Genomic DNA, 12,794 nt, shown 5'->3' with positions numbered 1-12,794 from the left:
TCGTGAGACACGAACCATGGAATGGGAAGTAGTTGAAGTGTTTTAATTCTGCTGAATAGAATTGTTATTGTATAAGAGTGCGACGCGACAGCTGATGAGCAGGATTGCGGAAGCCGGGAACATAAAAACATATTTCATAGCCGGGGACTATGAAGAACATAAAAAGTCCGAAATCTCCGACTTCGGACAGCAAATAAAACAAGATGATTAACCGAACAACAATATTAGGGCAATACAAAGGCACATTTCAGCAGCCGGATATATTCGGATATTATGGGCATTTTGGCGGGGCATATATTCCAGAAATGCTGCATCCGAATGTGGAGGAGCTGAAAGAACAGTATTTGAAAATCATGTATGATGAAGGTTTTCAAACAGCGTTCAGGGATCTGCTGAAGGATTATGTCGGCCGTCCGTCACCGTTATATCATGCAAAACGGTTGAGCGAAAAACATAACAGCACTATATTTCTGAAACGCGAAGACCTGAATCATACCGGTGCGCATAAGATCAATAATACTATCGGGCAGATTTTATTGGCGAGGCGTTTGGGCAAGCATCGGATTATTGCAGAAACAGGTGCAGGGCAACACGGCGTGGCAACAGCAACAGTTTGTGCTTTGATGAATATGCAGTGTTTGGTGTATATGGGTGAAAAAGATATTGAGCGCCAGGCACCCAATGTTGCCCGTATGAAGATGCTTGGCGCTACTGTGGTGCCTGCAACAAGCGGTAGTAAAACACTAAAAGACGCTACCAATGAAGCGATACGCGACTGGATCAACAATCCTGTTGATACGCATTATATAATCGGCAGTGTGGTGGGTCCGCATCCTTATCCTGATATGGTGGCGAGGTTTCAGAGTATTATCAGCGAAGAAATACGCTGGCAGTTGAAAGAAAAAACAGGCAGTGAATTACCTGATTATGTTATTGCCTGTGTTGGTGGTGGCAGTAATGCTGCAGGAACGTTCTATCATTACCTGGAGGAATTTTCTGTAAAGCTTGTAGCAGTGGAAGCGGCAGGACACGGCGTGAAAACTGGCATGAGCGCAGCTACAACACAGTTGGGCAAACCAGGTGTGTTGCATGGCAGCAAGAGCTTGGTAATGCAAACCGAAGATGGACAGGTTGTAGAACCACATAGTATTTCGGCAGGATTAGATTACCCGGGTATAGGCCCATTACATGCGCATTTATATGAAACAGGCCGGGGTATATTTTTAAGCGCTACTGATAAAGAGGCATTGGATGCCGCGTTCGAGTTGACGAGGCTGGAAGGTATCATTCCTGCGCTTGAAAGCGCACATGCTATTGCAGGATTGAATCAGCTGAAACTAACGCCAAAGGATACTGTAGTAATCTGTTTGAGCGGAAGAGGAGATAAAGATATGGCAACGTATATGAAGGTAATGGAGGGTTAATGTGAAAATGGGGGAAGAGTGTGAAAATGTGGGAATGTGGAATTTAGGAGAAGGTAAAACAATGAAGAAAAACGGTGTAGTTGTTTTAGTTAAAATTTCAAATCAGAAATCAAGAAATGAGCAGAATACAACAATTATTTAAGCAAAAGCAAAACAATGTTTTGAATATCTACTGTACTGCGGGTTATCCCACATTGAACAGTACAATAGAAGTAATGGAAGCATTGCAGGCTAATGGCGCTGATCTTATTGAATTAGGCATACCGTATAGTGATCCGCTGGCGGATGGGCCGGTTATACAGGAAAGCGGCGGAGTAGCTTTGCAAAACGGCATGACCATTAAAATACTGATCAGCCAGTTGCAGCAAATGCGCAAAACCATTCATGTGCCGGTAATCCTGATGGGCTATGTTAATCCTGTTTTACAATATGGCTTTGAAAAATTTTGTAAGGATGTGGCAGCAGCAGGCATTGATGGATTGATTTTGCCTGATGTGCCGATGCGGGAATTTGAAACAGAGTATGGCGCCATAACCAAAAAGTATGGACTCGATTTTATTTTCCTGGTCACGCCGGAAACATCTGAGGAGCGTATAAGAAAGATTGATAAGCTGAGCACTGGTTTTATTTATGCCGTTTCATCTTCTTCAACAACAGGTAAAGACAAGAACTTTAACGATGTGGAAGTATACCTGGAGCGGTTAAAAGCAATGAACCTGGATAACCCGCTATTGGTGGGATTTGGTATAAAAGATAAAGCAACTTTTCAATCAGCATGTAATTATGCCAACGGCGCAATTATAGGCAGCGCTTATATAAAAGCTTTGCAGCAAAACAATGATGTAAAACAGGCAACAAAAAAATTTCTGGAAGAAGTATTGCAGTAAAAGAGCGGAAAACGGGGCTCGAACCCGCGGCCTTCAGTTTGGGAAACTGATGCTCTGCCAACTGAGCTACTTCCGCATAAAACTAAAGTTACAATGAATCTTGTAATTATAAAATATAATGCCGGTAATATTCAATCTGTGTTATATGCGCTCGACCGGATAGGCGTGCAGGCTAAGGTTACGGATGATGTTGCTGAAATTCAGCAGGCGGATAAAGTGATTTTTCCCGGCGTTGGGGAAGCCAGCAGTGCAATGAGATATTTGAAAGAAAGAGGGCTTGATATTGTTATCAAAAATTTGAAACAACCTGTATTAGGTATATGCCTTGGTATGCAATTAATGTGCAGGTTTTCTGAAGAAAATGATGTGGATTGCCTGAATATCTTTGATGAAGATGTTAAGTACTTTGGTAAAGCTGCCAATGTTGATAACAGGCTGAAGATTCCACAAATAGGCTGGAACAATATTTATGATCTGAAAAGCCCTTTGTTTGATAATGTGCCTCAAAACAGCTATACCTATTTTGTGCATAGTTATTATGCGGCATTGGGTGAGCATACTATTGCTACTACCAATTATGTTATTCCTTATAGTTCCGCATTACATAAGGATAATTTTTATGGAACACAATTCCATCCTGAAAAAAGTGCCGGCGTGGGAGAACAGATATTGAAAAATTTTGCACAACTGATCAACTAAAACAACAAATGGAAATAATACCTGCAATAGATATTATAGAGGGAAAATGCGTACGCTTAACACAGGGCGACTATGCACAAAAGAAAATTTACAATGAACGTCCGCTTGAGGTGGCGATGCAATTTGAAGACGCCGGTATAAAACGCCTGCATCTTGTAGACCTTGACGGGGCCAAAGCCGGGCAGGTAAAAAACTGGAAGGTATTGGAAACCATTGCCGGCAAAACCGCTCTTGTTATTGATTTTGGCGGAGGTATAAAAAAAGAAGAGGATGTAAATATTGTTTTTAATTCAGGAGCGGCACTGGCTACCGTTGGTAGCATCGCGGTTAAAGATGAAAAGGAACTGGTAAGATGGTTTACTGTTTTTGGAGCAGATAAATTTTTGTTAGGCGCGGACGTAAAAGATGAAAAAATTGCGGTTGCCGGCTGGTTGGAAACTACTGATATATGGATTTACGATTTTATTGAAAAATATATTAATCACGGTGTAAAGCAATTATTTTGTACTGATGTGAGCAAGGATGGAAAACTCGAAGGTCCTTCAACGGAATTATATAAGAACATCATTCAGAAATTTCCTGATCTGCATTTTATTGCAAGCGGTGGCGTAAGCAATATAGATGACCTGCATATGCTCAGCGATGCCGGCTGTAAAGGCGTTATTGTAGGTAAAGCGATTTATGAGGGGAGAATAAAGATCGGAGATTTGAAGAGTTTATAGTTTGTGGTTTATTGTTTGTAGTTTTAGGCTGTTGCTAATTTATAATAAAATGCCTACTATTTTAAAGTTTGAAGAACTGGAAATTTGGAAACAATCGAGAATGCTTTCCTTAAAAATATTTCAGATCACTCAGAAAGAAGTTTTCTCAAGAGAGTATAAATTCAAAGAACAAATAAAATCTTCTGCAGGATCGGTTATGGACAATATTGCAGAAGGATTTGATCGGTCTTCAAGGCTGGAATTTTTGAATTTTTTAGGAATTGCAAAAGGCTCTTGTGGTGAAGTTCGTTCACAATTATACAGAGCCTTTGATCAACAATACATATCTGAAAAAGAATTTGATGAAACCGTTTCTCAATATGAGCAACTTTCTGCTAAAATTGCGGCATTTATGAATTATTTAAACAAATCACCGATAAAAGGTCAGAAATTTCGTAGTCGGCAATGATCTTTAAACCTCAAATTTCAAATTTCAAATGTTAACAAAACGCATCATTCCCTGCCTGGATATAAAAGACGGGAGAACTGTGAAAGGTACCAACTTTGTAAACCTGCGCGATGCGGGAGATCCTGTTGAGTTGGGAGCATTGTATGCCAAACAGGGTGCTGATGAGCTGGTTTTCCTGGATATTACCGCTACTGTAGAAAAAAGGAAAACATTAAGCGAACTGGCAAACCGTATATCTCATCATATTAATATTCCCTTTACAGTTGGTGGTGGTATCAGCAGTGTGCAGGATGTAAGCATATTATTGCAGAATGGCGCAGATAAAATATCCGTAAACACTGCCGCATACAAGAATCCTCAGCTTATCAACCAACTGGCAAAAGAATTTGGCAGTCAGTGTGTGGTATTAGCAATTGATACTAAAAAAGAAGCGGATGGTGAATGGTATGTATACCTTAATGGCGGCAGAACAAAAACAGATACAAAGTGTACAGATTGGGCAAGACAGGCGGTTGATCTTGGTGCAGGGGAAATACTGCTCACGTCTATGAATCATGACGGAACAAAGCAGGGCTTTGCTTTGGATATTACAAGAGATCTTTCCGGGCAATTGCCTGTTCCCGTTATAGCCAGCGGCGGCGGCGGCACAATGGAGCATTTTGTAACGGTTTTTGAAGAAGGCAAAGCTGATGCGGCTTTAGCAGCAAGCATATTTCATTTTAAGGAAATTGATATTCCTGATCTTAAGGCTTTTCTAAAAGAAAAAGCTGTGGAGGTCAGGATTTAGCCCATTGCCATCTCTCTTTAAAAATTTAACAGTTCATAGCGTAATGAACTTTATGCATTGCCCACTTTCTATATAAAATGTTAATAGAATACCGTTCGAACAATACAAAAAAATAATCACACTATTTTCACGTTCGGCAGGCGATTAACAAAAGTTGTTTAATAGTCATTACTTTTGTCCAATTCAAAAAATAAAAGCAAAATATGAAATTGTTTTTCTTGCAGGTTGCTACAGATTCAATAAACAAAGTGGTTGCTGCGCAACACGGTATTCCTGAGCCAGGAACTAAAATCAGTCTTTGGGATCTATTATTATCCGGGGGATGGATAATGGTGCCGCTTGCACTGTTACTGGTTATTGCTATTTTCTTCTTTTTTGAGAGATTAATTGCGATACGCAATGCCGGAAAAATTGACGCTAACTTTATGAGCATCATCAGGGATCATGTAGTAAACGGTAATGTTACTGCGGCAAGATCACTTGCTAAAAACACTTTTAACCCGGTTGCAAGAATGATTGACAAAGGCTTGCAGCGCATAGGAAAACCTATTGAAGCTATTGAAAAAAGCATGGAAAATGTTGGCAAGCTTGAGATTTACAAGATGGAAAAGAATATTTCCGTGTTATCGCTTATTGCCGGTATTGCTCCCATGTTTGGGTTTCTGGGTACAATTGTGGGGATGGTTCAATTATTTTATGGAATATCTTCAACAGGCGAATACACGCTCAGCACAATTGCCGGCGGTATCTATACAAAAATGGTAACCTCGGCAAGTGGTTTGATTATTGGCTTGCTGGCATATGTTGGATACAATTACCTGAACGCGCAGATTGATAAAAATGTAAATAAGATGGAAGCAGCCAGCGCTGAATTTATTGACGTGCTTCAGGAGCCAACAAGATAATATCAGTTTTATATATACTCTTTTAAACAGAAACGGTTTAACAAATGAACTTAAGAAAAAAACTAAGAGATCATGCGGAAGTGCATACGGGTGCATTAAATGATATCTTGTTTATATTATTGCTGTTTTTTCTTATTGTTTCCACCCTGGCCAACCCCAATGTAATTAAGGTTTCTGCGCCAAAAGGGAAAAGTGATACTAAAGCAAAACAAACCGTAGTGATATCTATAGATAAAAATAACCAGGCATATATAGGTCAGAAAAAAATATCACTTGATGATCTTGAAAAAGAATTAAAAGTAGTTCTTGCCCGGGAAACGGATAAACCTTCTGTTGTTGTAAATGCAGACACTGCCGGGCATTGGGGTGATGTATATAAGGTATTACAAACTGCTAAAAAATTAGGAGCATCTGCCGTAGCTTCGGTTAGCGCTAATTAAATGGCAATCAGCAAAACACTGTTTTCCTGTATTAGCCGGCGCTGCTTACCTTTACAAGATGACGCACCACCCGCTTATAGCTGCCATTAAAAGCCATACTGATTTCCCTGATGATGAAGCTGCCGGTTTTCTTTCTTTTTTCGAAGAAAAGCAATACAGGCGTAATGCTATGCTGCTTGAAGAAGGTAAAGTTGCGCACGAAGTATTCTTTATTATCAAAGGCGCATTACGACAATATATCGTTACAGAAGAGGGGCATGAAAGAACCTGCAATTTTGCTTTTGAGAATGAATTTCTTACTGACCTTGAAAGTTTTTCGCGTCAATCCCGGACTGCATCCAGTATAGTTGCGCTTGAACATACAACCTGCCTGGTCATTACCTGCATTAACCTGGTACAAATCATTAAAGCCTCTCCTTCTGCCGCGGAGTTTTTCAGGATAGTAGTTGAAAATGTTGCTACAGAAAACATCCGTCGTACAAAATCATTGCTTTCCCTTTCGCCGGAAAAACAATTTGCAGAACTGGTGCACAACAAACCTGAAATACTGCAGAGAGTTCCCCAACGCTATATAGCCCAGTTTCTTGGTATCGCACCGGAAAGCTTAAGCCGTATACGTAAACGCCTCATGGAACATCAAAAATCTTAACCCGGATCATCGTTTACAATATCCCTCCATCATAGCTTTGCGTAAACAAAACACAGTATATGCAAACTATTTTAGGTTCGGGCGGTGATATAGGTAATCTTTTAGCAAAAGAACTAAAACAATACACTAACAAAATAAGGTTGGTAGCGCGTAACCCGCAACAGGTAAATGGAGATGATGAACTATATGCCACTAACCTGCTTAATGCCGGTGAAACAGATGCCGCGATAAAAGGTTCGGAAGTAGCTTACCTCACCGTAGGCTTAAAGTACGACTTAAACGTATGGCAAAAGCAATGGCCTGTTATTATGCAAAATGTTATTGAAGCCTGTATCAAACATCATTGCAGGCTGGTGTTTTTTGACAATGTATACATGTACGACAAAACTGCTATTCCCGGTATGACGGAGCAAAGCCCCATCAATCCCCCTTCAAAAAAAGGAAAGGTGAGAGCGCAGTTGGTGCAAATGATTAATAAAGCAATGGCTGAAAAAGGACTGAAAGCTATTATTGCCCGCAGCGCAGATTTTTACGGGCCGGGCGCAAAAAATGGCATTCTGAATATCCTGGTCATCAATAACTATATAAAAGGAAAAACCGCCAACTGGCAATCAAACGCGCATAAAATTCACAGCGCCACTTATACACCTGATGCTGCAAAAGCTACAGCAATATTAGGCAATACAGAAAGCGCGTATAACCAGGTATGGCATTTACCTACTACCGCCGAACGGCTTACCGGTAAACAAATCATTGAATTGGCTGCGCAGATAGCAAAACGCAAACCTTCTTATATGGTATTGCGACCCTTCCTGATGGCTGTTATCGGGCTTTTTTCAACGCAGATAAAAGAACTGGTAGAAATGCAGTATCAGAATAACCAGGATTATTTTTTCAGCAGCGAAAAATTCAACAAAGCATTCCGGTTTACACCTACTTCTTTTAAAGATGGAATACGCCAGACAATGGAATTTGCAAAGGAAACATTACAGTAGTGTTATGTCAAACGTGAAATGTAAGGCGTGAAAGTTTATCTCACCTCTCACGTTTATCGACAACGTACCAACATTCTTTGGTTGACGACACCAGCTATCCTTTCTTCACATATTTGGTAAGGATCACAATGGTTTGATCATTGATCTTTCCTTCTATCTGCCCGGTATTATCCTGCACAAGCCGTATTTTTTTAACAACCGTGCCTTTAGGAGCAGAAAAGCTTGTGCCCTTTACATCGAGCGCCTGGGTAAGCACAACATTATCTCCGTTCTCCAGTATATTTCCAAAAACATCCTTATGCACATCAGCAACTTCAAAAGCACTCATCGCCCATTGAACAGTATTTTCATCCAGTTCAACAGAGCTGATGATATCATTGGCCCAATCCTCATCTTTGTAAGACTGCAGTATCCGGTAACTCAGCGCCTGTATTGACGGCTCAGGGTTCCATATACTGCCTTCAAGAAAACTCCAGTATGCCCCATTGCCTTTCGTATCTATTGCTGTTAAGCAGGTATCGCATAAGGCCACCTGGTTCACTATAGCGTCATCCTTCCTGGGGCTCACTGTATATTCCGCAGTTGCCGGAGCATTATTGCATAGTTCACAAGTTCCCTGGCAACGTTCATCTAATGTTTTGCTTATACTCATGTTGTTTTTTTGAAATGCGCAAAAGTATGGATAATATCATACAGGTAGTGGTGAGTTTTATCACTATTAAAATTCCTGCTGGTTTTTTACGCAACAGTGCTTAACTTGTTATAACCATCCGTGCCCTAACGTTTACCTGCACCAGGGCATAACCGAAAATATCAAAAAAGAAGCATGTAACTTTATTTATACGTTCTGTTTAGCTATAAATAAACCTTTGTAAATCTTAAAAAGCAATACAATGAAAAAAAATATCTCCCTTATAGTTCTGGTTATATTAATGGCTTCATGCAATAATAACAGCAATAATAAAACAGCAGATGATGCTGCAACAGCTCCGTCAGGTGTAAGTGCTCCGGCAGATACTACCCATAATTCCAGGAACTCTCTCGACTGGAACGGAGTATACACCGGCATAGTGCTTTCAGGCAACGACAGTGCCCAAACAGTTATACAACTAAACAGTAACAATACCTACAGTACTGAAACCACCATTAAAGGAAACGGGAAACCAACAGAAACAAAAGGAAATATTAACTGGGGTGCAGATGGCAATACCATTACTATCGATAATGCAAAATACCAGGTACGGGAAGGCAGCATAGCGCCGCTTGATCCCAGCGGAGCTACTACCGCCATATCATTTAAAAAGCTTTCTGATCCTTTACTTGAAAAATACTGGAAACTGATTGAGCTCAATGGAAAAGCACTTGATACTACCAAACTAAACAAAGAACCTCATATCATTTTTAAATCTTTCGACAACCGCTTTTTGGGCAATGGAAGCTGTAATAATTTTTCAGGCACCTATACTTTACCAGGCAATGGAAAAATAAAGCTCTCACAGGCTATCAGCACAAGAATGGCCTGTATGAATGGTATGGAAACCGAAACAATGCTTCACCAGGTTTTAAATAAAATTGATACTTACATGATCAGTGGTGATACGCTCAGCGTAACAAAGGCTCGTATGGCTCCGCTGGCCAAATTCCAGGCTGTGTATTTGAGATAAAAGAACTTCACAGATGATGATCAATTAAAATGCCGGGTATCAATAACGACACGCGGCATTTTTGTAATAAGCCCGGATAACAATCAGTATTGCTATAATCTAACAGTGGTCATTAACCGGAAATTACGGGGCGGCTCTATATCAAAATACCACTCCTGTATATCAGGCTGCCATGAACCGCTGGTTGCATATTTCCTGTTTGCCAAATTGTATACATTTAGTGCAATATTAAACCTGCCGAGTGTATAAGAAACAGTTGCATCGAATACGCTGTATGCCGGCAAATATTTATTACCATCGGTTGTGCTGTAACCCGGCCAGGTTCCACTTCGTTTATCCGTATACTGCATCCCTCCACCAAAGCCAAGTCCTTTTAATGCACCATCATTCACCTGGTATTTAAGCCATACGTTAGCAAGATTTTTGGCTGTTCCGTTGTTTACCATTCCTATCAGCGTTTTGTCTTCATCCTTTGTAATTTTAGCATCTACGTATGAATAATTGGCATTGATGTATAAATTATCATTCACCTTGCCCGCAATATCAACATCTACTCCCCTGCTCCTGATCTGCCCTGTTTTTAAATAAAAGCCCGGGTGTATGGGATCACTGGTTCCAACATTATTCTTTATAATATCATATACCGATGCTGTTACGGAAAGCAGTTTATTAAAGAACAAAGCTTTCACCCCAAGTTCATTATTCCGGCCGGTTAAGGGTGGTAATCTTCCGCCTCCGAATATGGCACCCCTTTGTGAAAGAAAACTTTCATCATGCAAAGCGTATGCAGAAATGTTTGGAGTGAACATATATGTTAGCCCAAGCCTTGGCGTGAATTTATTATCCGTTACCTCGTAAGCAGGGTCATCGGGAGTATTCCAATCCTGCCCTGTAGTAAGCTGCGTAAATCTTCCGGCAAGCGTAACAATTAGCTTATCAAACATTTTAATGTGATCCTGTACGTAAACAGCCTGCCATGTGTTGCTGGTAAGCCAGGAATATTTATCTCCTTCAAAAACCAATGTGTCTTTTGGCAAATAATAAGCAGGAGATGTAATTGATAAAGGATACCGGTTTTCCGGTTCTCCCCAATGATCACCATAGGTGCTGCCTTCTGCCCCATCACCATAATCAATACCCAGTAGTACTTTATGCTCAATCTTTTTACCTGTATTGAATTTACCGTCAATAAAGAGTTGAACGTTTGATAACCGCCCCCACCAGTCATTTTGCGCCAGGTAACGATATAGCGAATCTTTATTAGGTGATAATCCCTCAAGATATAACGTAGTGCCTCCCCATGAAGTAGTCATATGAGCAGCCTGTGCATTCATCGTCCAGTTGTCATTAAACCTGTGTTGCAGGTAAACGCGGTTGTAAATATCAGCCGCTCCCCACATCGGGTTATTGGGATCGTTAATGGCAATATTTATTGGTACAGCCCACAGGTCACCATTAACAGACATCATAGAATGTGTATTTTCCCGCGCCTTTGCTTTTACATAATTATGTTCAACTGTAAGACTGGTATTTTCGCTGAATTCGTATTTTAAAACCGGGGCAACAAAAAAGCGGTTGAACCTGCCAAACTGGTAAAACTCATTATTCTTTTGCACACCGGCGTTTAGCCTGTAGGTTAGTTTTCCCTCCTTTTTAAATTCACCACCCAAATCAATATTGGTACGCATCATGTTCCAGCTACCTACCCCAAAACCGATTTCCGCAATTTGCTGGTGTGTAGGTTGCTTTGTTACGGTGTTGATCAATCCTCCGGGCTCTGCATTTGCAAGCATAAATCCTGCAGGACCCTTTACAAATTCAAGCCTTTCAATCATCGATGCATCCTCCTGGGCGTTCCACCAGATGGGTCCACCGATCCCGTTTCTGTATGTGCCATAAGTTGCATTGGTTCCCCTTATCTGTACAGTCATATCCATGCTGCCTCCATAGCTTCTTGTAATACCGCTCGACAAACGGAAAATTTCTGTTTTGGAAAGCAGTCCCATATCGCGCAGTGATTGCTTGGTTGCAATAGTAATATTCTGTGGTACTTCAATGAGCGGGGCATTTAAACGCAGCGAAGCAGAAGGTTTTTCAGCTATATATGACTTTCGGTTTGCATTTACAATCACTTCTTTTAACTCCCGCTCAGAAGCATTTATCTGCAGCGATATGTGAGCCGTTTTACCAGCTTCCACTTCTACCAGCCTTTCAACAGGATTGTAGCCCACCAGTGTTGCCAGAAGCGTATAGCTGCCGGGCTTAATTCCGGTAAGTACAAACTTTCCTTCATTATCCGTAATTACTGCCTTTTTATCCCCTTTAAGTAATACGCTAACATAAGAAGCCGGCCCTCCATCAGAAGTGATGATATGACCTTCAATATTTCCTTTGTCGCTTTGTGCCTGGAGAACAGCAGCAAGAATAGAAAAACACAAGAGCAGAGATGCTTTTTTCTTCATATAACCGGGTTGTTTTGGTTCTGTTAAATGAGTGTCTTTTCAAAAGCTATCTTACTGAAACAAATAAATAAACTTAGCAGGCGTTATACCCGGCTGGTTTAATAATCAGGAATACCGTCAACAAAAATGATGGGATTTTTTCTCTCACATTATCGAAATCGGGAATATTTATTTTCGAGAAAAGGAAAGAGGGCTGGCTTATTCAGGTTTATCAATGAATGAATAAATGATCATAAAAAACAATATACCGGCTTAAAAAAGCTTATAGCCAACCAGTTAAAGGGACCTTGATTTCCTTTTTAACAACAATATATTTTATCAGCTATTTTATTTTTTCTTCCTGTTTACCAGGTTGTATGAATGATCAATCCATTCCCTGAGAAGTTTAGCGGAGATAGAACCATCTACCATAACAGTATTCCAATGCTTCTTATTCATATGGTACCCGGGCAATACACAGTCGTATTGTGCTCTCAGCTCTTCGGCTACAGAAGGATCACATTTTACGTTGAATTGAACCGGGCTTGTATCAAGCGATAATAACAAAAATATTTTCCCGCCTGTTTTAAATACAACTACATCAGGCCCAAAAGGCAGTGATTCTTCTGTATCATCTTTTGAGAGACAATATTCCCGTATCTGCTCTACGTTCATTGAATATTTTGGGCGAAGGTAAGCATAAGAACCAATGTAAATTATCAACAGGTAAAGC

14 protein-coding genes and 1 tRNA gene are annotated in these 12,794 nt (G+C 40.4%); 11 read left to right on the top strand and 4 right to left on the bottom strand.

Annotation, left to right across the window (positions count from 1 at the left end):
• The first annotated feature begins 203 nt into the window (after positions 1–203).
• Both trpB and trpA read left to right on the top strand, forming a co-directional pair.
• A complete protein-coding gene (gene trpB / locus DC498_RS20445) occupies positions 204–1,424 on the top strand; it encodes a tryptophan synthase subunit beta (RefSeq protein ID WP_116876023.1) in 1,221 nt (406 codons plus the stop codon).
• Positions 1,425–1,540: 116 nt separating this feature from the next.
• Positions 1,541–2,311 (top strand): tryptophan synthase subunit alpha, encoded by a 771-nt coding sequence (gene trpA / locus DC498_RS20440; protein WP_116876022.1) that lies wholly within the window; start codon positions 1,541–1,543, stop codon positions 2,309–2,311.
• A gap of 3 nt (positions 2,312–2,314) precedes the next feature.
• On the opposite strand, the gene DC498_RS20435 is transcribed toward trpA, so the two are convergent.
• A tRNA-Gly gene (locus DC498_RS20435) sits at positions 2,315–2,387 on the bottom strand.
• 17 nt (positions 2,388–2,404) lie between these two features.
• On the opposite strand from DC498_RS20435, the gene hisH reads away from it, so the two are divergent.
• From hisH to DC498_RS20395, 8 genes are all read left to right on the top strand, one after another.
• A complete protein-coding gene (hisH, locus tag DC498_RS20430) occupies positions 2,405–3,010 on the top strand; it encodes an imidazole glycerol phosphate synthase subunit HisH (protein ID WP_116876021.1) in 606 nt (201 codons plus the stop codon).
• An 8-nt stretch (positions 3,011–3,018) separates the two neighbouring features.
• Positions 3,019–3,732, top strand: a complete 714-nt coding sequence (hisA, locus tag DC498_RS20425; protein ID WP_116876020.1) for a 1-(5-phosphoribosyl)-5-[(5-phosphoribosylamino)methylideneamino]imidazole-4-carboxamide isomerase — start codon at positions 3,019–3,021, stop codon at positions 3,730–3,732.
• 49 nt (positions 3,733–3,781) lie between these two features.
• Positions 3,782–4,180 carry a four helix bundle protein gene (locus DC498_RS20420; protein WP_116876019.1) on the top strand — a complete coding sequence of 133 codons (399 nt, stop codon included), beginning with the start codon at positions 3,782–3,784 and terminating at the stop codon, positions 4,178–4,180.
• Between the two features lie 28 nt (positions 4,181–4,208).
• Positions 4,209–4,967 (top strand): imidazole glycerol phosphate synthase subunit HisF, encoded by a 759-nt coding sequence (gene hisF / locus DC498_RS20415; RefSeq protein WP_116876018.1) that lies wholly within the window; start codon positions 4,209–4,211, stop codon positions 4,965–4,967.
• Between the two features lie 203 nt (positions 4,968–5,170).
• A complete protein-coding gene (locus DC498_RS20410) occupies positions 5,171–5,872 on the top strand; it encodes a MotA/TolQ/ExbB proton channel family protein (RefSeq protein WP_116876017.1) in 702 nt (233 codons plus the stop codon).
• A gap of 44 nt (positions 5,873–5,916) precedes the next feature.
• Positions 5,917–6,312, top strand: coding sequence for an ExbD/TolR family protein (locus tag DC498_RS20405; protein WP_116876016.1), 396 nt, complete (start codon positions 5,917–5,919; stop codon positions 6,310–6,312).
• Between the two features lie 58 nt (positions 6,313–6,370).
• Positions 6,371–6,961: a Crp/Fnr family transcriptional regulator gene (locus DC498_RS20400; protein WP_116876015.1), complete on the top strand. Its 591-nt coding sequence runs from the start codon at positions 6,371–6,373 to the stop codon at positions 6,959–6,961.
• 59 nt (positions 6,962–7,020) lie between these two features.
• Positions 7,021–7,956: an NAD-dependent epimerase/dehydratase family protein gene (locus DC498_RS20395; protein ID WP_116876014.1), complete on the top strand. Its 936-nt coding sequence runs from the start codon at positions 7,021–7,023 to the stop codon at positions 7,954–7,956.
• Between the two features lie 94 nt (positions 7,957–8,050).
• Here DC498_RS20395 and DC498_RS20390 read toward each other — a convergent pair whose 3' ends face one another.
• The gene (locus DC498_RS20390; RefSeq protein ID WP_116876013.1) at positions 8,051–8,608 is read right to left on the bottom strand and encodes a PhnA domain-containing protein; all 558 of its coding nucleotides are present in this window, start codon (positions 8,606–8,608) and stop codon (positions 8,051–8,053) included.
• A 241-nt stretch (positions 8,609–8,849) separates the two neighbouring features.
• On the opposite strand from DC498_RS20390, the gene DC498_RS20385 reads away from it, so the two are divergent.
• Complete coding sequence (locus DC498_RS20385; RefSeq protein ID WP_116876012.1) at positions 8,850–9,620, top strand: META domain-containing protein; 771 nt, start codon at positions 8,850–8,852, stop codon at positions 9,618–9,620.
• Between the two features lie 92 nt (positions 9,621–9,712).
• Here the strand turns inward: DC498_RS20385 and DC498_RS20380 are convergent, their stop codons facing one another.
• Entirely contained in the window at positions 9,713–12,082 is a 2,370-nt protein-coding gene (locus DC498_RS20380; RefSeq protein ID WP_116876011.1) for a TonB-dependent receptor, read from the bottom strand.
• A 327-nt stretch (positions 12,083–12,409) separates the two neighbouring features.
• Positions 12,410–12,736: an MmcQ/YjbR family DNA-binding protein gene (locus tag DC498_RS20375; protein ID WP_116876010.1), complete on the bottom strand. Its 327-nt coding sequence runs from the start codon at positions 12,734–12,736 to the stop codon at positions 12,410–12,412.
• Between the last annotated feature and the right edge of the window lie 58 nt (positions 12,737–12,794).

The organism is Terrimonas sp., assembly GCF_003075435.1.
Classification (GTDB): domain Bacteria; phylum Bacteroidota; class Bacteroidia; order Chitinophagales; family Chitinophagaceae; genus Agriterribacter.
The sequence above is the reverse complement of the archived record's forward strand: the minus strand, read 5'-3'. Positions and strand labels throughout refer to the sequence as shown.